19 protein-coding genes are annotated in these 18,315 nt (G+C 65.9%); 5 read left to right on the plus strand and 14 right to left on the minus strand.

The genetic code is table 11. From position 1 onward, the window contains the following. Positions 1–128: 128 nt before the first annotated feature. Positions 129–785: a hypothetical protein gene (locus AC0QDI_RS05980; RefSeq protein WP_474666218.1), complete on the plus strand. Its 657-nt coding sequence runs from the start codon at positions 129–131 to the stop codon at positions 783–785. A gap of 23 nt (positions 786–808) precedes the next feature. On the opposite strand, the gene AC0QDI_RS05985 is transcribed toward AC0QDI_RS05980, so the two are convergent. Continuing rightward, positions 809–1,393: a tRNA (cytidine(56)-2'-O)-methyltransferase gene (locus AC0QDI_RS05985; RefSeq protein WP_474666220.1), complete on the minus strand. Its 585-nt coding sequence runs from the start codon at positions 1,391–1,393 to the stop codon at positions 809–811. Between the two features lie 506 nt (positions 1,394–1,899). On the opposite strand from AC0QDI_RS05985, the gene AC0QDI_RS05990 reads away from it, so the two are divergent. The 3 genes from AC0QDI_RS05990 (at position 1,900) to AC0QDI_RS06000 (ending at position 3,242) form a co-directional block, all read left to right on the plus strand. Then, entirely contained in the window at positions 1,900–2,376 is a 477-nt protein-coding gene (locus tag AC0QDI_RS05990; RefSeq protein ID WP_474666222.1) for a cupin domain-containing protein, read from the plus strand. A 135-nt stretch (positions 2,377–2,511) separates the two neighbouring features. After that, positions 2,512–2,877, plus strand: a complete 366-nt coding sequence (locus tag AC0QDI_RS05995) for a cupin domain-containing protein (protein ID WP_474666224.1) — start codon at positions 2,512–2,514, stop codon at positions 2,875–2,877. Between the two features lie 137 nt (positions 2,878–3,014). After that, complete coding sequence (locus AC0QDI_RS06000) at positions 3,015–3,242, plus strand: hypothetical protein (RefSeq protein ID WP_474666226.1); 228 nt, start codon at positions 3,015–3,017, stop codon at positions 3,240–3,242. Between the two features lie 83 nt (positions 3,243–3,325). Here the strand turns inward: AC0QDI_RS06000 and AC0QDI_RS06005 are convergent, their stop codons facing one another. From AC0QDI_RS06005 to AC0QDI_RS06045, 9 genes are all read right to left on the minus strand, one after another. After that, the gene (locus AC0QDI_RS06005; protein WP_474666228.1) at positions 3,326–3,544 is read right to left on the minus strand and encodes a DUF8119 family protein; all 219 of its coding nucleotides are present in this window, start codon (positions 3,542–3,544) and stop codon (positions 3,326–3,328) included. A gap of 86 nt (positions 3,545–3,630) precedes the next feature. Next, positions 3,631–4,089, minus strand: a complete 459-nt coding sequence (locus tag AC0QDI_RS06010) for a universal stress protein (RefSeq protein WP_474666230.1) — start codon at positions 4,087–4,089, stop codon at positions 3,631–3,633. 2 nt (positions 4,090–4,091) lie between these two features. Beyond that, positions 4,092–5,831, minus strand: coding sequence for a sodium:solute symporter family transporter (locus AC0QDI_RS06015; protein WP_474666232.1), 1,740 nt, complete (start codon positions 5,829–5,831; stop codon positions 4,092–4,094). Continuing rightward, positions 5,828–6,286: a DUF4212 domain-containing protein gene (locus AC0QDI_RS06020; RefSeq protein ID WP_474666234.1), complete on the minus strand. Its 459-nt coding sequence runs from the start codon at positions 6,284–6,286 to the stop codon at positions 5,828–5,830. The genes AC0QDI_RS06015 and AC0QDI_RS06020 overlap by 4 nt, the downstream gene beginning before the upstream one ends. A gap of 71 nt (positions 6,287–6,357) precedes the next feature. Next, positions 6,358–8,337 (minus strand): acetate--CoA ligase, encoded by a 1,980-nt coding sequence (acs, locus tag AC0QDI_RS06025; RefSeq protein ID WP_474666236.1) that lies wholly within the window; start codon positions 8,335–8,337, stop codon positions 6,358–6,360. Between the two features lie 271 nt (positions 8,338–8,608). Further along, positions 8,609–10,843, minus strand: coding sequence for a bacterio-opsin activator domain-containing protein (locus AC0QDI_RS06030; protein WP_474666238.1), 2,235 nt, complete (start codon positions 10,841–10,843; stop codon positions 8,609–8,611). A gap of 128 nt (positions 10,844–10,971) precedes the next feature. Further along, positions 10,972–12,960, minus strand: a complete 1,989-nt coding sequence (gene acs / locus AC0QDI_RS06035; protein ID WP_474666239.1) for an acetate--CoA ligase — start codon at positions 12,958–12,960, stop codon at positions 10,972–10,974. Between the two features lie 105 nt (positions 12,961–13,065). Continuing rightward, the gene (locus AC0QDI_RS06040) at positions 13,066–13,566 is read right to left on the minus strand and encodes a universal stress protein (RefSeq protein ID WP_474666241.1); all 501 of its coding nucleotides are present in this window, start codon (positions 13,564–13,566) and stop codon (positions 13,066–13,068) included. Positions 13,567–13,654: 88 nt separating this feature from the next. Then, positions 13,655–14,110 carry a universal stress protein gene (locus AC0QDI_RS06045; RefSeq protein ID WP_474666243.1) on the minus strand — a complete coding sequence of 152 codons (456 nt, stop codon included), beginning with the start codon at positions 14,108–14,110 and terminating at the stop codon, positions 13,655–13,657. 135 nt (positions 14,111–14,245) lie between these two features. Between AC0QDI_RS06045 and AC0QDI_RS06050 the strand changes: the two genes are divergently transcribed. Then, positions 14,246–14,911: an HD domain-containing protein gene (locus AC0QDI_RS06050; protein ID WP_474666245.1), complete on the plus strand. Its 666-nt coding sequence runs from the start codon at positions 14,246–14,248 to the stop codon at positions 14,909–14,911. A gap of 51 nt (positions 14,912–14,962) precedes the next feature. Here the strand turns inward: AC0QDI_RS06050 and AC0QDI_RS06055 are convergent, their stop codons facing one another. From AC0QDI_RS06055 to AC0QDI_RS06070, 4 genes are all read right to left on the minus strand, one after another. Then, positions 14,963–15,697: a TOBE domain-containing protein gene (locus AC0QDI_RS06055; RefSeq protein WP_474667298.1), complete on the minus strand. Its 735-nt coding sequence runs from the start codon at positions 15,695–15,697 to the stop codon at positions 14,963–14,965. Positions 15,698–15,771: 74 nt separating this feature from the next. Continuing rightward, the gene (locus tag AC0QDI_RS06060; protein ID WP_474666247.1) at positions 15,772–16,575 is read right to left on the minus strand and encodes an ABC transporter ATP-binding protein; all 804 of its coding nucleotides are present in this window, start codon (positions 16,573–16,575) and stop codon (positions 15,772–15,774) included. A 61-nt stretch (positions 16,576–16,636) separates the two neighbouring features. Continuing rightward, complete coding sequence (locus tag AC0QDI_RS06065) at positions 16,637–17,308, minus strand: ABC transporter permease (protein ID WP_474666249.1); 672 nt, start codon at positions 17,306–17,308, stop codon at positions 16,637–16,639. Positions 17,309–17,347: 39 nt separating this feature from the next. Beyond that, a complete protein-coding gene (locus tag AC0QDI_RS06070; RefSeq protein WP_474666251.1) occupies positions 17,348–18,268 on the minus strand; it encodes an ABC transporter substrate-binding protein in 921 nt (306 codons plus the stop codon). Positions 18,269–18,315: the final 47 nt, after the last annotated feature.

An 18,315-nucleotide genomic window follows, 5' to 3' on the forward strand; every position in this document is an offset into this window, starting at 1 on the left:
TATCCATCTCACACCACGAGTGCGGAACTAACCGGCGACACGTCCGGGTTCGCGAATCGATCGATCACGCGCACGGCCCCGCCGATCGAGCGATACACTTAGTAGCGATCCTGTTTTATCCCCAATAAATGGCCTCCGAATTCGCCACCTGGATCCGCGACCAAATCGGGCCCTCCGATATCGTCTCTGCTGTCGGCCTCGCCGCCGTTCTCTCGTTTCTCGAGGTCGACCCGAACGTCATCGGGGCGCTCCTCGGGATCGCGATCGGTGCGCCGCTTCTCGAGGGCGCGTTCGACAGCTACGACGTCGATCCGGCGCTCGCCTGGCTCGGTTTCGGGCTGTTCGCCGTCGCTGCTGGATCCGTCCAACTGCGGGAAGGCGGCCACTGGTTCGGCGGGTCGCTGCTCGCCATCGGCTGCTGGATCTGTCTCGACGGCCTGTACGCGCGGCGGACCGACCGCTCGAGGGACACCGACGAGGACGTGACGGACGACGAGGTCCACCTCGCCGCCCTCCACAGCCGCTGGCTCCTCGAGGAGCTCCGCGAGGCCGACCGCCCGCTGACGAAGGCGGAGCTCTGTGACCGAACCGGGCTCATGGAGGCGGACTTCGAGCGCCTCCTCGAGATCCACGGCGAATCGGGAGCGATCGAACGGACCGGTAACGGCTACGCGATCGACGAGGACGAGATGGGAGCCACCGCAGCCGTCCGGAGTCTCGCGGGAACGGTTAGGAGCCGACTTTTCCGCCCGTTTCGGCTCTTCAGACCGGCCGGCTACCGCTGAGAAAGAGCCTCGAAATCACTCGACTACTCGCCGTTCGAACGGGGGTCCCTGTCCGAATCGGACTCCGAATCCGCGGATTCGACGCGCTTGCCCGTCTCCATCGGAACGACGCGGCGATCGGCGTCGGCCCACTCCTGCTCGAGTTCCCGGCCCTCGAAGAGCCGATCGAGAAAGACCGCCAGCCCGGCCACTTCGGAGTGGGGCTGGTTGGTGACGCCGACGTTCCAGTCGGCTTCCTCGTAGACGTCGAAGGAGACCTTCTCGGAGCCGACGACGAGCAAGAGCGGTTCACCCTCGGACAGGTGGGCCGTCCGAATATCGGCTTCCACGTCCTGAACGCGCTCGCCGTACATCGTGAGGTGAACGACCCGTCCCTCCCAGTTCCGGATGATCCGAAGGGGCGAATCGGTCAGTTCGGCCGCGAAGGGGCCGCCGAACCGGTCGGTGATGTCCGCGACCGTCTCGAGCGACTGGCCGGCGTTATCGGGGAAGATGACGCGGTCGGCCCCCAAGGCCCGTGCAGTCAGGCCGACGTGGGTCGTCATCCGCTCGTCCCGACCGGGACGGTGGCCGAGCCGAAGGACGGCGACCTCACTATCGTCGTGCATACTCGAACCCTCTCTCGGCGGCGGTTAGGGGGTTTCGTTTTCGGCGTGCCGGGCCCGTTTGCGGCCAGTGCGGCGATTCACTCGGGATATATGAACTATGTTTCACTCCAGACCGGCCAGCCGGTGTGCGGTGGCGCGCGCTGGCGGCCGTCCGAGTGCAAGCGAGGGCGGCGGCCGATACTGCGCGAGGTCTTCGTGAGTCTTGCGAACGAAGGCTTGGAAGGCGCGAAGCGTCTTCCAGTGGATGAGCGAGTGAGCAGAGCGAACGAGCGTTAGCGCGGAACCTCCGGTTCCGCGAACCATGCGAACGGGCGCTGCACGCCCGTGAGCAGAAATCGGCTGGGGAGGGCGTGGCGATTCCCTGTTGCCACGATAGCAGGACGCTTCTTTCACCGTATTTTCATCAGAACCCACTGTTCCATACTCACGACTACTAAACGGCGAATCACCCACGACGCTCGAGGACACCACGAAATTATACATAATTGATGTGAGTAACAAATGGTATGGAAAAGATCAACGAGTCGACCGTTGACTGGAAGGAATATGATCAAGAGCAAACGGCGTTCCGCCGGAAGGAACTCTCCAACGCCGTCGACGCCTCGAACCTCGGCTGTAGCCTCTACGAACTCCCGTCCGGGATGCGGTCGTGGCCCTACCACTACCACACGGCCAACGAGGAGGCGATCTACGTGCTGGCGGGCGACGGCAAACTCAAAACGGAAGACGGCCTCGAGCCTCTGACAGCCGGCGACTACGCCACCTTTCCCGCCGACGAACGCGGCGGCCACAGGGTCGTCAACGACGGCGAGGACGCGCTCCGATATCTGGCGATGTCGACGATGAACGAGCCGGATATCACGGTCTACCCGGAAATGAACCAGTTCGGCGTCTACGTCGGCTCGCCGCCGGGCGGCCGCGACGACCGGTCGCTCGAGGGCTACTACCGCATCGACGACGAGACGGGGTACTGGAACGAGTAGCGTCGCGATTGATCAGTCAGAAACGCATACAGTGACAACTGAAGCGATTTACACACCGATCACACAACTGTCGTGCGATCGGGTACGCAGTGACGTTCAGTGGCTACTATAGTCCCACCCGCCCGTTCTACTACCATGCAATCGATGCGTAAATCGGACGCGCCGGCGCTGAGTCGAGACGACGGACTCGTTTCTCACATACTGCACTCGCAGCGAAGCGCCTCGGAGACGGACCTGACGATCACCTGGGTCGACGTCGAGCCGGGAGCACAGCAGGTCCGACACGCACACGATCCGGAACAGGTCTACGTCATCGTTTCCGGCGAGGGTATCATGTCCGTCGGCGACGACGAGCGCGCGGTCGAGGCCGGCGAGCTGGTCCACATTCCGGCGAACACCGAACACGGCCTCGAGAACACCGGCGACCGAACGCTCGAGTACGTCTCCGCCGCGACGCCGGCGTTCCCGGACGCCGAAGTCGGCGAGTTCTACGAGCAGTAAGTTCTCCGCCGGCGACCGCTCGTCGACCGTGCGGCCCCGGTGAACGAGGGGAAACGAGAGTCGACGGACCGGGGCGCTCGAGGGGTCGGGAGCGCGAGAATGCATGGATATTAGTTAGCACGCAACTTACGACCGGTATGAGCAACGAGCCGAACGACGAGCGGTGGTCGACGTTCACGGAGGGATTCGTCGTTCCGATCGCCGGACTGTTGGCGCTGCTGTTCGCCGTCATGGCCGGAATGACCGTACGGCCCGCCCTGTCAGGATCCGCGTCGGATCTGTTGACACCGATCATTTTCGCCGGTGTCGCCATCCTCTGTTTCCGCCTGCGACAGCGGGCGGTCGCGGCTCGAGAGGACGACTGAGACGGCTTGCCGTACCGATCTACCGGCGCGGTGAGACGCGATCTACCGGCGATCGCGCGTCGAATCGGGACTGCCGCCCGTCCTTACCGTTGTTTCGCCTGTCCGAGCGAGAAGAAGAAGCCGAAGTAGGCGACGATGCCGGCGAGCATGAACATGTAAAAGACCCATCTGGGCGCGTCGACGAAGACGAAATCGAAGAGGAAGCTCACTATCGCGACCCAGACGACGGCGAACAGCAGATCGTAGACCATACCGGTCCCGTTTTCCTCGACGTGTTCGCGCAGGCGATCGACGACGCTCATCGCGATACTCCTCCTGTCCGTGGGGTTTGGTGTCGTGTCATGTCGAAAGAATGGAGTCGGTCGGCCGTCAGTCTTGTGCGTCCCAGTCAGTCGTCGTCGTAGTCGACGACCAGTACGGGGACGGTCGTCGAGCGGAGCACGCGCTCGGTGACGCTTCCGAGCAGCGCCCGGCGGACGCCGGAGCGACCGTGACTGCCGATCACGATGAGGTCGATGTCGTTGTCCTCGGCGTAGTCGGCGATCATCCGGTGGGGCTGGCCGCCGGCGTGACGCTCGTGGGCGGTCAGGCCGGCCGCCTCGGCGGCGTCCGTGACGTAGCCGGTCGCCGCCTCGGCGTCCTCGCGCAGTTCGGTCATCCCCTGGAACTGTCCCTGTCTGATCCGGTCGACCTGTTCGGTCCCTAACCCGTACGCGATCGCGTCCGTGTCGGCGACGAACAGCGAGTGGACCTCCGCATCGTATTTCGTGGCGATGTCGATCGCCTGGTCGACCGCTGCCTCGGCGACGTTGCTCCCGTCAGTGGGAACGAGTATTCGTTCGTACATGGTCAGTCGTCCGCAGGTGCGTTTCCGTCTCGGTTCTTCTCGGCGACGATGTCCGCCGCGGTCTTGTCCCTCGGCATCGGATCCGGACTGTGACACTGCCGGACCATCTGTTTGGTCTCGAGGGGCGGTTCACTGGTCACGAGCGAAACGATGATCGTGACCGCGAACACGATGGGCGTGCCGACGAGCGCCGAGCCGATGGCGGGCATCCACGTCGAGATGAGGTCGATGCCGAGTCCGCCGTCGATGAGGCCGAAGTTCCCCTCGTTCAACATGGGGATGAACCAGACGATGATGCCGGTCGTCATCCCGCTGAGCGCACCCGGTCGGTTCGTGTTCTCCCACCAGAGACCGAGGAAGAACATCGGGAACAGCACGATGGCCGCGAGCGAGAACGCGAACCCGACGAGCGCCGCGATCGGCTGCTGGGGGTTCAGCGCGAAGACGATCGTGAGCAGACCGATCAGGATGATGCTCAGGCGACCGACGAGCACCTGCTGGCGCTGGGTCGCGTCTTCGTTGATGATGTTCGCGTAGATGTCGTGGGAGATCGCCGACGAGGCGGCGATGAACAGGCCGGCGGTCGTCGCCACGGCCGCGGCGATGCCGCCCGCCGCGACGAAGCCGACGAACCACGACGGCAGGCCCGCGAGCTGTGCGGCCAACACGACGAGAACGTCACCGGCCGCGCTGGTCATGCCGGGCTCGCCGTAGACGGCACCGACCTCCTCGCCGTACAGGGCGGTCCCGACGGCGGCGAAGGCGGGCGCGCTGAGATACAGCAGCGAGATGAAGAACAGCCCCCAGGTGCACGACCAGCGGGCGACTCGCTCGTTCTTGACCGTGTAGAACCTGACCAGCACGTGGGGCAGTCCACACGTCCCGAAGACCAGGCTGAAACAGGTCGCGACCCACAGGTAGTAGCTGCCGCCCGCGAACGGGGCGGAGAACTCGCTCCCGAGGCTCTCTATCATCATCCCGTACTCGAGTTGCGGGAGCACCGTCGTGAAGCCGCCGGACCAGCCGGTCACGACCAGTCCGAGCAGGAAGGCGACGATGAGGATGACGTACTGCAAGACCATGTTCTTGGTCGCGCCGAGCATCCCCGACAGCGAGAGGTAGGCGACGGTGATGACCATGAAGATCACCATCATCGTCTGGTAGGCGGACAGCGCGCCGCCGGTGATCGCCGACCAGTCGCCGAGGATGTACAGTCCGACGAGCCCCATCCCGCGAGCCTGACCGAGCGCGTAGACGAAGCCGATCAGGAACGTGGTGAGCGCCGCGAGGGCGCGCGCGGCGTCGGAGTTGAAGCGGTCGCCGACGAAGTCCGGCGCGGTGTACTTCCCGAACCGCCGCATCTGGGCGGCCATAAAGATCAGCAGGATGAAGTAGCCCGTCGTCCAGCCGATGACGTACGCCAGGCCGTATACTCCTGAAATCGCGACGGTCGCGGCCACTCCGAGGTACGTCGCAGCCGACATCCAGTTGGCCCCGATGGCCATCCCGTTCTCGATGTTCCCGATCGACCGACCGGCGACCCACATGTCGTCCGTGTCGGCGACCTGAAACATGAAGCCGGCGACGATGAACAGCCCCATCATCCCGATGACGATGATCGCCGGGAGCAGTTTGAACGAGACGTTCAAGTCCTCCGGAAGCAGTGCTTCGCTCGATTGCAACGGTATCGTCTCCATCGCTCCGATCGCGAGATCCGCCAGCATCGGTGCGCCGTCGATCATTCGTCGATACCTCCGTCAGTCGCGGCCGCGTCGTCCGGGACGGAGTCGGTGTCGGTCGTCTCCGGTTCGGCGACGCCCTGTTCGATCCCGTACTTCTCGTCGATCTGATCGCGCTTGCGCGCGTACCACACCGAGAGAACGAGCGCTGCACCCGGCCCGACGATCGCGAGCAGGAAGTAGTGGAGCGGGAATCCGATGAACGGCATCGTCTGCGTCATCGGACCGGGTGCGAGACGCGTCGCCGTGATCGGTGCGAACGTCGTCAAAACCCAGATTCCGAAGCCGATCCAGATGATCTTCAGGTGATCCCGCATGAACGGGGTCGCCGGCTTCAACAGGTTGATCTCGACGTCCATATAGTCGATCTGTCGTTCGCGCTCGACGTCGCTCATCCCACCGTCGGTCGCTACCTGGCGGGTATCGTCGTTCGTATCGTGTCTGTTTTTGTCTGACATGGTTTCGTGTATCGTGTTTCGGTTCGTGTCTTTGTTTCGTCCAGTTGAAAGATAGTTCCAAACGGACCGCTTCAGTCCGTTTCGACCTGTTCCGCGATATCGTCGACGACGTCCGGGTTGCGCAGCGTCGAGGTGTTCCCGAGTTCGTTCCCGCTCGCGATGTCCTCGAGCAGGCGGCGCATGATCTTGCCCGAGCGCGTCTTGGGGAGTTCGGGCGTGAAGATGATCTCTTCGGGCTTGGCGATCGGCCCGATCGAGTCGAGGACGGCCGCCATTGCCTTCTCCTCGAGTTCGGCGTGTCGGTCCTCGTAGCCGTCTTCGGGGATGGCGTAGACGTAGACGGCCTCGCCTTTGACCTCGTGGTCGCCGCCGACGACGGCGGCTTCGGCGATCCCTTCGACGCCGACGACGGCCGATTCGATCTCCATCGTCCCCAGCCGGTGGCCGGAGACGTTGATCACGTCGTCGACCCGGCCGAGAATGGTGATGTAGTCGTCGTCGTCGATCTTCGCGCCGTCCTCGGGGAAGTAGACCCACTCGTCGGCCGCCTCGTCGGAGTACTCCTGCCAGTACTCCTCGAGGAACCGCTCGTCGTTGTCGTACAGCGTGCGAAGCATGCCGGGCCAGGGGTTGTTGACCGTGACGTAGCCGGCCTGACCGGCGTCGACCTCCTCGCCCTGCGCGTCGACCACGCGGGCGTCGATCCCCGGCAGGGGCGGCCCCGCCGAGCCGGGTTTCATGGTGTTGACTCCCGGCAGCGTCGTGATCATCATCCCCCCGGTTTCCGTCTGCCACCAGGTGTCGACGATCGGGCACTCCTCGTTACCGATGTGCTTGTAGTACCATTTCCACGCGCGCGGATTGATCGGCTCGCCGACGGTACCGAGCAAGCGAAGGCTCGAGATGTCGTGATTCTCCGTGTACTCCGAGCCCCACTTCATGAACGCCCGAATCGCCGTCGGCGCGGTGTAGAAGATGTCGACTCCGTTCTTCTCGACGATCTCCCACAGCCGGTCCTTGTCGGGGTAGTCCGGCGTCCCCTCGTACATCACGCTCGTGGTGCCGAGCGCCATCGGGCCGTAGACGATGTAGGAGTGACCGGTGATCCAGCCGATGTCGGCCGAGCACCAGTAGGTGTCGTCGGCCTCGATGTCCAGTACCGCGTGGCTCGTCCAGGCCGTGTACGCGAGGTAGCCGCCGGTCGTGTGTTTGACCCCCTTCGGTTGGCCGGTCGTCCCCGACGTGTACATCAGGAACAGCATGTCCTCTGCGTCGCGCGGGACCGGCTCGACCGTCGACCCCTCGTGGTCGGCCACGAGGTCGTCGTAGTCGTGCTGGTTGTCCGCGAGCTCGTGATCGAGATCGTCGCCCAGTCGGTCGACGACCACGACGTCGGAGACCTCGTGCTCGACGCCCTCGAGGCCCTCGTTGGTCTTCGAGATGTGATCGAGCGCGTCGCCGCGGCGGTAGTAGCCGTCGCAGGTGACGAGGTACTCGCTGTCGGCCGAGTTCATCCGGGTGGCCAGCGCGTCGGCCGAGAAGCCGGCGAAGACCACGCTGTGTGGCGCGCCGATGCGGGCACAGGCCAGCATGGCGATCGGCAGCTCCGGAACCATCGGCATGTACAGCGTGACGATGTCGTCCTCCTCGACGCCGAGGTCGCGCAGCGTCGCCGCGAAGTCCTCGACCTCGTCGAGCAGCTCGTCGTACGTGTAGGTGCGCGTCTCGCCGAGTTCGCCCTCCCACTCGATGGCGACGCTGTCGCCCCGCCCTTCCTCGACGTGTCGGTCGAGGCAGTTGTACGACGCGTTGAGTTCGCCGCCGGTGAACCACTCGTAGAACGGGGCGTTCCCGTCCTCGAGAACCGTCTCGTACTCCTCGTCCCACGAGAGGAGGTCGGCGGCACGCTCCCAACACTCCGGCCAGTTCTCCTCGAACTCCTCGTAGATCCCCTGATCGGTGACGTTTGCCTGCTCGACGAACGACTCGGGCGGGTCGAACGCCTCCTGTTCTTCGAGTCGCGCCTCGAGATCGGCATTGTCCTGTGACATGGTACACCCAATCAATCTCTCACTAGCATAGTAAAGAGGGCCTCTAGTTGTGCAAAATCGACCCCACACGCAGAAGGGGGCCTAGCATATATTGACTGTTTTAGGAGCTGATACCCGGTCGTCGCTCGCTCGAACGGGCCGAATCGAGAGCGCGACGAACCGATCTCCCGCGAAGCGGCGTTTCATACGAGCCGCTCGAGGGCGGATAGAACGACGCCCCTAGAGACGTAGCCCCGATCGGAACGGGTGACGGTCCCTCGCGACGCCGTGACTACTCGCCCGGGTCGTCGAAGAACGTCCGAAGCAACTCGTGTTGGCCCTTCCGCAGGTGGTTGTGCAGCGTCGGCGAGGAGACGCCCATCGCGTCCGCGACTTCCTCGGCCGTGCTCTCCCGAGGCCAGTCGTAGTAGCCGCCGAAATACGCCGCCCGGAGCGCGGCTTCCTGCCGGTCCGTCAGTCGATCCTCGAGCCCCTCCCGGAACTCGCGGGCGGTCTGGACGGCCCGCTCGGTCTCGCGTTTTCCGACCAGTTCGGACTCGGGGAACGCGGACCGGAGGCCGTCGACGATGGTCCGAAGGTCCGCGTCGACGGCGCAATCGCCGGTGATCGTCGCCGTTCCGCCCTCGAAGACCGCTTCGTGAACCGTCACGCCGTACTCCGTGAGCGTCACGATGGGACAGGAGCCGTCGACGACCAGTTCGATGCGCCAGCCGTCCTCGTCGGTCTCGACCAGCCGACAGTCCTCGATCCCGGGCTCGTCGTCGGCGAGGTCGAAGACGTCGGCCGGCGACGCGTCCTCGAGGCGGACGTAGTAGAGCTGCGTCGACTCGTCGATCGGGACCAGCGAGTCGAGTTCGAACCGGCAGTCGAGTCGGCGGGAGACGTCGACGAAGAACGACCGATCGTCGCGGCAGACGACCTCGAGTTCGGTCACCCGGTCGGACAGCAGGAGGTTCCGCCGGCGGACGGCGGCGATCGCGTAGCCGACCTGCCGACCGATCGTCGCGAGCCACGCGCGCTCGTCGTCGCCGAACGCCGCCGGGCGCTCGGTCGCGACCGAGAGCGTCCCGTAGACGGTATCGCCGTACGCCAGCGGGATCCGGGCGATTGCTCCCTCGAACGCGTCGTTCTCGAACGCATTGGCCTCGAGCGTCGCCGTCACGTCGTCCGCGACGAGTACGGTCCGCTCCTCGTAGCGGTCGTCGGACACCGCGTTCGCGTTTGTGCGGTCGGCGATCGGCTCCCCGTCGTCCCATTCGTCGGGGACGACCCGCTCGACCGCGTCGGGATCGATCCCGCCGGACGCGCGCCACTCGCTGCGGCGGTCCGAAACCGTCGCGCGGTCGATCCACGCGAACTCGTAGGCTCGGCCGTCGGCGAGCGACTCACAGGTCGCCGTCTCGATCTCCGCGTGGTCGGTCGAATCGAGCAACGCGTGGGTCACGGCGCGGTGCTGGTCGGCGACGGCGTACAGGCCATCGAGCTCGTCGCGTTGCTCGCGCGCGGTCGCCAGTTCCTCGTGTGCGGCCGTGACGTCGCGGACGAAGACGGCGAACCCCCGGTGGTTCCCCCGATCGTCTCGCAGCGGCGAGACGACCTCGGTCGCGCGGAACTGCGACCCGTCCTCGTGGACGCGCCACCCGTCGGTCTCGGTGCCCGATTCCTCGAGGGCCTGCGAGAGGGCCCGCTCGGGAGCGCCGTCCTCGACCGCGGCGTCGGGATAGAACGTCGAGACGTGCGTGCCGACGATGTCGCCGGCCCGGTAGCCGAACATCGCGGCCGCGCTGCGATTCCAGCGTTCAACGTAGCCGTCCGCGTCGAGTCGGAGCAGCGCGTATCGGTCGCTCGCGGCCAGCAACAGGCGGATGACGCTGTCGTCGCCCACCACCGGCCCGGATCGACCGCCCGATCGGCCGTGATCGGCCCCCGACGGTCGTTCGACGGCGTCGAACGCGTCGACGATCTCGGCGTCCGTCGGCTCGGGCAGATAGGACTCGAGGGCCTCGAAACTGCGCCAGCCGCCCGCGGTCTTGACGACGCGGGGGTTCACGTCGTGTTCGACCAGGGCGGTGTGGGCGAAGTACTGCCGGAGGTCGCTCGTGGAGGCGTCGGAGAGCCCGACCTCGTCGGATAGTTCGCTCGCTCGGTCGGCCACGTCAGAGACCAGCATCTGGAGCCGACGGGGCGTAACCGAAAAGATCCGGTCGACGCTCGAGAGGTCGTTACTCCGGGCGTACCGTCGGAGCTCGCGCTCGACGCGGGTCGGCAGATACGCGGTCCGGTCCCGCGCGCCGTCGTCGGTCGACACCCGAATCAGGTACCGCGGCGGATCGATCCGGACCTGCTCGATATCGCCGATCGTGAGCCGCGTCAGCTCGGGCGGTCGGAGCCCGACGTCGCCACAGAGCCGGATCACCAGCGCCTCGCGGTAGGTTTCGGCGGCGTCGAGCAGCGACTCGTACTCCCGACGCTCGAGTACCGTCTCGGTCCCCCCCTCGAGGCTCATGGTTCGCTCGTTCTGGAGACGCGAACATAATTGTATCGCCTCTCATCGATATTCGTAATCGTTCGCCCGATCAGATGGGTGAGAGCGGATAGGCGCGGTTTCGCGATACTGGGTTCTACGAAATGAAATCAGTCGAGTTCGCTCTCGTCGCCGATCTCGGCCTGAATCTCGCCGACGATCTCCGGATTGCGGAGCGCGCTGGTATCACCCAGCTCCTCGCCGTTGGCGACGTCCTCGAGCAGGCGGCGCATGATCTTGCCCGAACGGGTCTTGGGCAGTTCCGGCGTAAAGATCAACTCCGCGGGGCGGGCGATCGGGCCGATCGCGGATTCGATGCTCTCGAGGATCGCCCGCCGAATCGTCGCGTCGGAGTCGCGGCCGCTCTCGGTGCTGACGTACGCGTAGATCTCGGTGTCCTCGGTCTCGCTCGAGCGGCCGACGACGGCGGCTTCGGCGACGCCGTCGACGTCGGCGATCGCGCCCTCGATCTCCATCGTCCCCAGCCGGTGGCCGGAGACGGTGATCACGTCGTCGACCCGGCCGAGGACGGTGACGTATCCGTCCTCGTCGATCCGGGCCGTATCGCCGCTGAAGTACCGCCAGTCGTCGGTTTCGGGATCGGAGAACCGCCGCCAGTACTCCGCGACGAACCGCTCGTCGTTATCGTACAGCGTCCGCGCCATCCCCGGCCACGGACGCGCGATCGTGAGATAGCCGGCCTCGCCGGGAGCCACTCGCTCGCCCTGCGCGTCGACCACGCGGGCGTCGATCCCCGGCAGCGGCGGCCCCGCCGAACCGGGTTTCATCTCGTCGATCCCCGGCAGCGTCGAGATCGTGACCGCGCCGGTCTCGGTCTGCCACCAGGTGTCGACGACCGGACAATCCCCGCCGCCGATGTGCTCGCGATACCAGTTCCAGGGCCGGGGGCTGATCGGTTCGCCGACCGTACCGAGCAGGCGTAGCGACGAGAGGTCGTGGCGCGCGGGGTAGTCCGAGCCCCACTTCATGAACGCGCGGATCGCCGTCGGCGCGGTGTAGAAGACGTCGACGGCGTTCCGATCGACGATCTCCCAGAGTCGGTCCCGGTCGGGATAGTCGGGCGTCCCCTCGTACATCACGGTCGTCGTCCCCAGCGCGAGCGGCCCGTAGACGATGTAGGAGTGACCCGTGATCCAGCCGATGTCGGCCGCACACCAGTAGGTGTCGTCGGGTTTGACGTCGAGGACGGCGTGCGTCGTCCACGCGACGTGAGCGAGGTAGCCCCCCGTCGAGTGGACGACGCCCTTCGGCTCGCCGGTCGTCCCCGAGGTGTACATCAGAAACAGCATGTCCTCCGCGTCGCGCGAGACCGGCTCGACCGTCTCGCCCGCGAACTCGTCGCGAAGCTCGTGGTAGTCCCACTCGCCGTCCCCGAGGACGTGTGGCAGGTCGTCGCCGAGCCGGTCGACGACGACCGTTCGGACGTCCTGCTCGAGGTCGATCCGGGCGTTATCGGCTTTGCTCTTCTGGTTGAAGGCGTCGCCCCGCCGGTAGTAGCCGTCGCAGGTGACGAGGTACTCGCTGTCCGCGGCGTCCATCCGCGTCGCGAGCGCGTCCGCGGAGAGGCCGGCGAAGACGACGCTGTGGGGCGCACCGATCCGGGCACAGGCCAGCATCGCGATCGGCAACTCGGGGATCATCGGGAGGTAAATCGTTACGACGTCGTCTTCCGCGACGCCTAGGTCGCGCAGCGCCGCCGCGAACTCGTTGACTTCGACGTAGAGATCCCGATAGGTGTAGGTCCGGCGCTCGCCCTGTTTCCCCTCCCAGCGGATCGCGGCGTGGTTCTTGCGTCCCGACTCGAGGTGGCGATCCAGACAGTTGTAAGAGGCGTTGAGCCGACCGTCCGCGAACCAGCGATAGAACGGGGCGTCCTCCGCCTCGAGGACGGTGTCGTACGCTTCGTCCCACGAGAGGAGGTCGGCCGCACGCGTCCAGCAGTTCGGCCAGTCCGTCTCGAACGTCTCGTGGAGCGTCGGATCCGTGACGTTCGCCTGCTCGATGAAGGAGTCGGGAGGACTGTGGGGGGAGCCGGTCGGTGCGGACGCGTCTCGATCCGGCCCGTTCCGTTCGACCATGTATCGTCCGAACGGTGGTCAGTCAGGGGAATAAACGTTCCTCCCGATCGCCGCGCAGTAGGCGGATCTCGATCCCGCTGCTCGAGGTGACGTTCCCCGAGCCGATCAGAGATCGTCCCGGGTCGAATCGATATCGGCCATCTCCTCGGGATCGATCTCGTGACCGGGTTCGCGAACGACGTAGACGTCGTATCGGTGGTCGTTCGCGACCGGGCTCCCGACGCTCGACTGGGGCGCGATGACCGAGCCCGCGTTCTCGGAGCCGATGAAGACGACGGAGGCCTCGATCTCGCCGGCGATCCGTCGGATCTCGCGGACGACGTTCGTCGTCGACGTCGCGGTAGGCTCGTCGGAACTGACCCGCTCGATCCGGACGGTCGCCTCCGGCGCGACCTCCTCGGCCCGCCCCCCTATTCCAGTCGCGATCGCATCCGGATCGAACGGCTCGCCCTGCGTGATCCAGCCGCGATCGCGCGCGTACTCGGCATCGTCCGGAATGACCGTTAGTACGACGAGTTCCTCGTCGAGTAGGTCGCCGAACGCGGCGGCCCGCTCGAGCGCTTTCGTCGCTAACTTCGATCCGTCGAACGGAACGAGCAGTGACATATGACTATCTCATACGACAGCAGAGGTAAATGTTCTCCCTCGGTCCGGTCGCCCGGAGATGCCGTCCCCGCCGGCGTCGCGTGGGGACTCAGCGTTCGATCGGATCGGCCCGTTCGCCTTCGCCACCGACGACCAGCACGGGCCGGTCCGCGATCCTGACGACTCTGTCGACGGTGCTACCCAGCAGCGCCCCCCTGAACGACGAGCGGCCGCGGGAACCGAGCACGATCGCCCCGGCGTCCCGATCGGCCGCGTCGTCGAGGATCTCCTCGTGGGGAACGCCGGATCGAACGGTCGTCTCGACGGTCACGCCGGCCTCGGTCGCCGTCGCCTCCAGTTCCTCGAGCCAGCCCGCCGCGCGCTCTCGAAGCTGTCGCGTCGCCTCCTCGGGATCGACGATGCCGGTATCGTATTCGGTGCGCTCGTCGACGACCGCGATCCCGTACAGCGGCGCGTCGAAGCGCTCGGCGAGCGCGATCGCGTGATCGACCGCGGTCGCCGCGGCCTCGCTCCCGTCGGTCGCGACCAGAATGGAATCGTACACGAACGGCAGTACGTGCTCCCTCGAGAAAGCGTTGGGGCTCGAGAGGCGGCGTCATCGGACGTGGTTACGCCCCGTCCGAGTGCCGTCCGAAAGCTCCAAAACGGTTATTTCCCGTCAAATTGTCATCGTCTGTTGATGTCGCAGGAATTGGGTCCCCGCGCTCGAGAGTTGTCGAAGCCCTATTACGAAGACGCTCTTCCGGCGCACGATCGGTTCCACGCCGCCCGAGTCAGAGACGTCTCGATTCGGTTAGCAGCGGACTGCGAGAGCGAGGTCGATAGAGCCGTGCTTTCCGCGGCGGCATGGTTGCACGATATCGGTCGCCCGCGGGAGAGAACGGGAGCGATCGACGATCACGACGAGTGGGGCGCGGCCGAAGCCGCGGAGCTTCTCGAGACGGACGGCGTGACGGCGGATCGAATCGACGCGGTCACGCACTGCATCCGAGCGCACAGTATTCGGGCGAGTTCTCCGGAACCGGAGACGCTCGAGGCCAAACTGCTCTTCGATGCGGACAAGTTAGACGCCGCTGGAGCGCGCGGTATCGTTCGAATGGCCTGTATCGTCGGCGAGCGCTCGGGCAGAGCCGGTGAACAGTACGCGGTCATCGACGATGCATCGGCGTCCGGAGCGGATTCGTCGGACCGTCCCGACATCGCGCTCCTTCGGGAGTGGGGCCAGGAGCGCCTAAACGAGCTGTATACCGCGCCGGGACGGCGTCTCGGCGATTCGCGACGACAGTTCATGGACGACTTCTTCGCACAGTTCGAGAGCGAAATCGGTGTCGATGGAGAGCGATAATTTCGGTTTTCGAGTCTCGAGAGAGACGGCCGATGGGCCTTCGAAGCACCGTCAGTCGCCAGAATCCTCCCGCGAGCGATCTTCGATCCCGACACCGCGCGCCGCCGTCGCCTTCACCGAGGCCACGATCGATCGACCGGGCTCGAGTCCCAGCGTCTCGACGCTCCGCCGAGTGACCAGCGCGACGAGTTCGGTGTCGATCCCGCCGTCGCCACCGTCCGCGTTCTCGAGGTCGATCCCCACCCGAGCGACGGCGTCGCCGGCCTCGAGCCACGAGACGGTCCCCGGAAACCGGTTCCGAACGCTCGTCCCCTCGGCTCGCGGCGCGTCGCTCGGCGCGTGGAGACTCACGGCGTCGGAGCGGATCGTCACGGAGACGGTCGCGGCGTCGACCGGAACGACCGCCAGAACCTCCCCCGCATCGGTCTCGACTGTCGCGAGTTCCCCGTCGCGGTCGATAACCGCACCCCTGAGCACCGTCTCGTCGACGCGGGCGACGCCCTCGTAGGCCGCGACCAGTCGATCGAACCGCGCCAGCAGCTCCCGCGCCGTCGGCGTCAGCGAACTGCCGCCGCCGTCGGCCCCGCCGCGAGTGCGCTCGACCAGGGGGCCGATCGCCTCCTCGAGCGTCACCACCCGCTGCTGGAGGCGGGGGTAGGATCGCTCGAGGGCCTCGGCGGCCCCCGACAGCGAGCCGCACTCGTCGATCGCGCGCAACATCGCGATATCGCTGCGATCGACGGCGACGTCGTCGATCCGCAGGTAGGGGTCGAACTCCCTTTCCATGGTCATCGGTGGATCACGCGGTGGGCTCGGCCGACGCGCAGCCGTGTCCGTAGCGCTCGAGTCGCCCTTTGCGTTCACGCGAGAAGTTCGTTTTCATCGTACAACAGGTCTCCGTTGACGAACCGTGCGGTTCGCTCGTCGCGGGGATCGTCGAAGATCCGCTCCGGCGGGCCGACCTCGACCAGTTCGCCCTCGAGCAGGAAGGCGACGCGATCCGAGATCCGTTCGGCCTGGTGCATGTCGTGGGTCGCGAGCAAGACGCCGTGATCGCGCTCGCGAGCGCGTCCGATCGCCCGCTCGAGGATAGCCGTGTTCCGCGGATCGAGATCCGAGGTCGGCTCGTCGAGCACCAGCAGGTCCGGCCCCGAAGCGAGCGCGCGGGCGAAGGACACGCGCTGGGCCTCGCCGCCGGACAGCGAGCCCGCGTCGCGGTCCCACGCGTCCTGCAGGCCGACGAGTTCGAGGGCCTCGAGCGTCCGATCGTCGACCGCCGGCGCGCTCCGGATCCACCGGTCCGCGTGTCGTTGAACGAATCCCCGAATGCGCTGCGACCACGGCCGACGAACCCGCCGGCCGATATCGACGTTGCGCGCCACCGAGGTCTCGAACAGGCTCGCCCGTTGGAAGACCATGCCGATCCGGCGGCGGCACTCGAGTCGTTCCTCTCGGGACAGCGACCACGGATCCGTCCCGTCACAGCGGACGACACCGTCGGTCGGCCGCTCGAACAGCGCGGCCAGTCGTAACAGCGTCGTCTTGCCGGCCCCCGATGGGCCGATCACCGTCACGATCTCGCCGGATTCGATGGTCAGCGAGACGTCGTCCAGAATGTCCGTGTCGTCGACGCCGTAGGACGCGTGCTCCAGCTCGAGGTTCACGAGGGGGTCACCCCCGTCGCGTGCGCTCGCATCGACGTTCCCCTTCCACCGAGCCGCATCGTTATCGACCCCCGAGCCGCAGGACGACCCCGTTGACGACCAAGACGAGGACGAGTAAGACGACACCGAGGAGCAGCGCCGTCTCGAACTCGCCCTTTCGCACTTCGAACTGGATCGCCGTGGTTAGCGTCCGGGTCTTCGAAGTCCCGTCGGCGTAGGCGATGTTGCCGCCCACGATCAGGACGGAACCGACCTCGCTGATCGCGCGGCCGAAGCCGGCCAGGATACCGGTGATGACGCCGTATCGTGCTTCCTTGAGGGTGATCAGTGCGACGTCGGCTCGAGTCCCCCCGACGCCGTAGGCGGCGTCCCGAACGGCGTCGTCGACGCTCTCGACCGCGGAGAGTGCGACGCCGGTGATGACCGGCGCGGCGAGGACGCACTGCGAGACGATCATCGCCTCCGGCGTATAGATGAGGTTCAGCGTTCCTAAGGGCCCCTGATTCGAGAGAACGTACCAGACCAGGAGTCCGACGACGACGCTCGGAAAGCCCATTCCGGTGTTGATGACGGCAGTGACGAACCGCTTTCCGCGGAAATCCGCGAAGCCGACGGCGAAGGCGACCGGGAGGCTCACAACGGTGCTCAACACGATGGCGGTCAGACTGACCGTCAGCGATATTCGGATAATGCTCCGGAGATAGGTCGGATCGGAGAGGGCGTCGAATGGCATTGAGAGTGAAATGGACCGGGCAGGCGTACAGAGTGGAACTCACTCGTCCGACGAGTCCGGCTGCCATCCCTCCGGCACGTACTGCTGGAAGTTCGGATTCTCCGACAGGGCCTCGGGATAGAACAGCTGTTCGCCGTTCGCGGTGAAGTCCTCGATGACCTCCTGTCCGTCGGGACTCGTCACGAAGCCGATGTAGGCCATCGCGAGCTGATAGTTCACGTTCGAGTGGATCTCGGGGTTGACCGCCATGATCCCGTAGGGGTTCGCGAGCAGCGCCGGCCCGTCCTCGATCGGGCCCTGAACCAGTATCTCGAGGTCGATGTCGTCCCGCGAGAGGTACGTACCCCGATCGGAGAGCGTGTAGGCTCCCGCCTCGTTCGCGTGGGTCAGCGTCTCGCCCATCCCCGACCCGAGGCTCTGGTACCACTCGCCGCCGGGCTCGACGCCGGCTTCCTCCCAGATAACCAGCTCTTTGGTGTGCGTCCCGGACTCGTCCCCGCGGGAGACGAACGCCGCTTCCGCGCTCGCGATAGCCTCGAAGGCGGCCGCCGCACCCTCGGCGTCGCTCGCGCCCGCCGGATCGTCGCTCGGACCGACGATTACGAAGTCGTTGAACATCAGATCCCGCCGGTTGACGCCGTACCCCTCCTGCATGAACTCGTCCTCGCGCGAGCGAGCGTGAACCAGAATAACGTCGGCGTTACCGTCTCGAGCGGAGCGGATCGCGGCACCTGTCCCCTCCGCATTGGGCGCGACGCGCGTCCCGAAGCGCTCCTCGAAGGCCGCGTTGAGTTCGTCGAGCAGTCCCGTCGCTTCCGTGCTCGTCGTCGTCGCGAGCGCGAGTTCCTCGCCGGCGATCGATCCCTCACCCTGGTCGCTCCCGCGCCCGAGACAGCCGCCCACGGCCGCGGCGATCCCCGCCGCACTCGCTCCGAGTAGCTCTCGTCGTCGATATTCCATATAGGGAACAACGATGGAATACAGCGACATAAACGTACCGTTCAGGG

The organism is Natrinema sp. LJW11 (assembly GCF_056135975.1).

Coding starts and splice junctions, on each gene's coding strand:
- AC0QDI_RS05980 (WP_474666218.1), top strand. CDS start 129: ATGGCCTCCGAATTCGCCACCTGGATCCGCGACCAAATCGGGCCCTCC.
- AC0QDI_RS05985 (WP_474666220.1), bottom strand. CDS start 1,393: ATGCACGACGATAGTGAGGTCGCCGTCCTTCGGCTCGGCCACCGTCCC.
- AC0QDI_RS05990 (WP_474666222.1), top strand. CDS start 1,900: ATGGAAAAGATCAACGAGTCGACCGTTGACTGGAAGGAATATGATCAA.
- AC0QDI_RS05995 (WP_474666224.1), top strand. CDS start 2,512: ATGCAATCGATGCGTAAATCGGACGCGCCGGCGCTGAGTCGAGACGAC.
- AC0QDI_RS06000 (WP_474666226.1), top strand. CDS start 3,015: ATGAGCAACGAGCCGAACGACGAGCGGTGGTCGACGTTCACGGAGGGA.
- AC0QDI_RS06005 (WP_474666228.1), bottom strand. CDS start 3,544: ATGAGCGTCGTCGATCGCCTGCGCGAACACGTCGAGGAAAACGGGACC.
- AC0QDI_RS06010 (WP_474666230.1), bottom strand. CDS start 4,089: ATGTACGAACGAATACTCGTTCCCACTGACGGGAGCAACGTCGCCGAG.
- AC0QDI_RS06015 (WP_474666232.1), bottom strand. CDS start 5,831: ATGATCGACGGCGCACCGATGCTGGCGGATCTCGCGATCGGAGCGATG.
- AC0QDI_RS06020 (WP_474666234.1), bottom strand. CDS start 6,286: ATGTCAGACAAAAACAGACACGATACGAACGACGATACCCGCCAGGTA.
- acs (WP_474666236.1), bottom strand. CDS start 8,337: ATGTCACAGGACAATGCCGATCTCGAGGCGCGACTCGAAGAACAGGAG.
- AC0QDI_RS06030 (WP_474666238.1), bottom strand. CDS start 10,843: ATGAGCCTCGAGGGGGGGACCGAGACGGTACTCGAGCGTCGGGAGTAC.
- acs (WP_474666239.1), bottom strand. CDS start 12,960: ATGGTCGAACGGAACGGGCCGGATCGAGACGCGTCCGCACCGACCGGC.
- AC0QDI_RS06040 (WP_474666241.1), bottom strand. CDS start 13,566: ATGTCACTGCTCGTTCCGTTCGACGGATCGAAGTTAGCGACGAAAGCG.
- AC0QDI_RS06050 (WP_474666245.1), top strand. CDS start 14,246: ATGTCGCAGGAATTGGGTCCCCGCGCTCGAGAGTTGTCGAAGCCCTAT.
- AC0QDI_RS06055 (WP_474667298.1), bottom strand. CDS start 15,697: ATGGAAAGGGAGTTCGACCCCTACCTGCGGATCGACGACGTCGCCGTC.
- AC0QDI_RS06065 (WP_474666249.1), bottom strand. CDS start 17,308: ATGCCATTCGACGCCCTCTCCGATCCGACCTATCTCCGGAGCATTATC.
- AC0QDI_RS06070 (WP_474666251.1), bottom strand. CDS start 18,268: ATGGAATATCGACGACGAGAGCTACTCGGAGCGAGTGCGGCGGGGATC.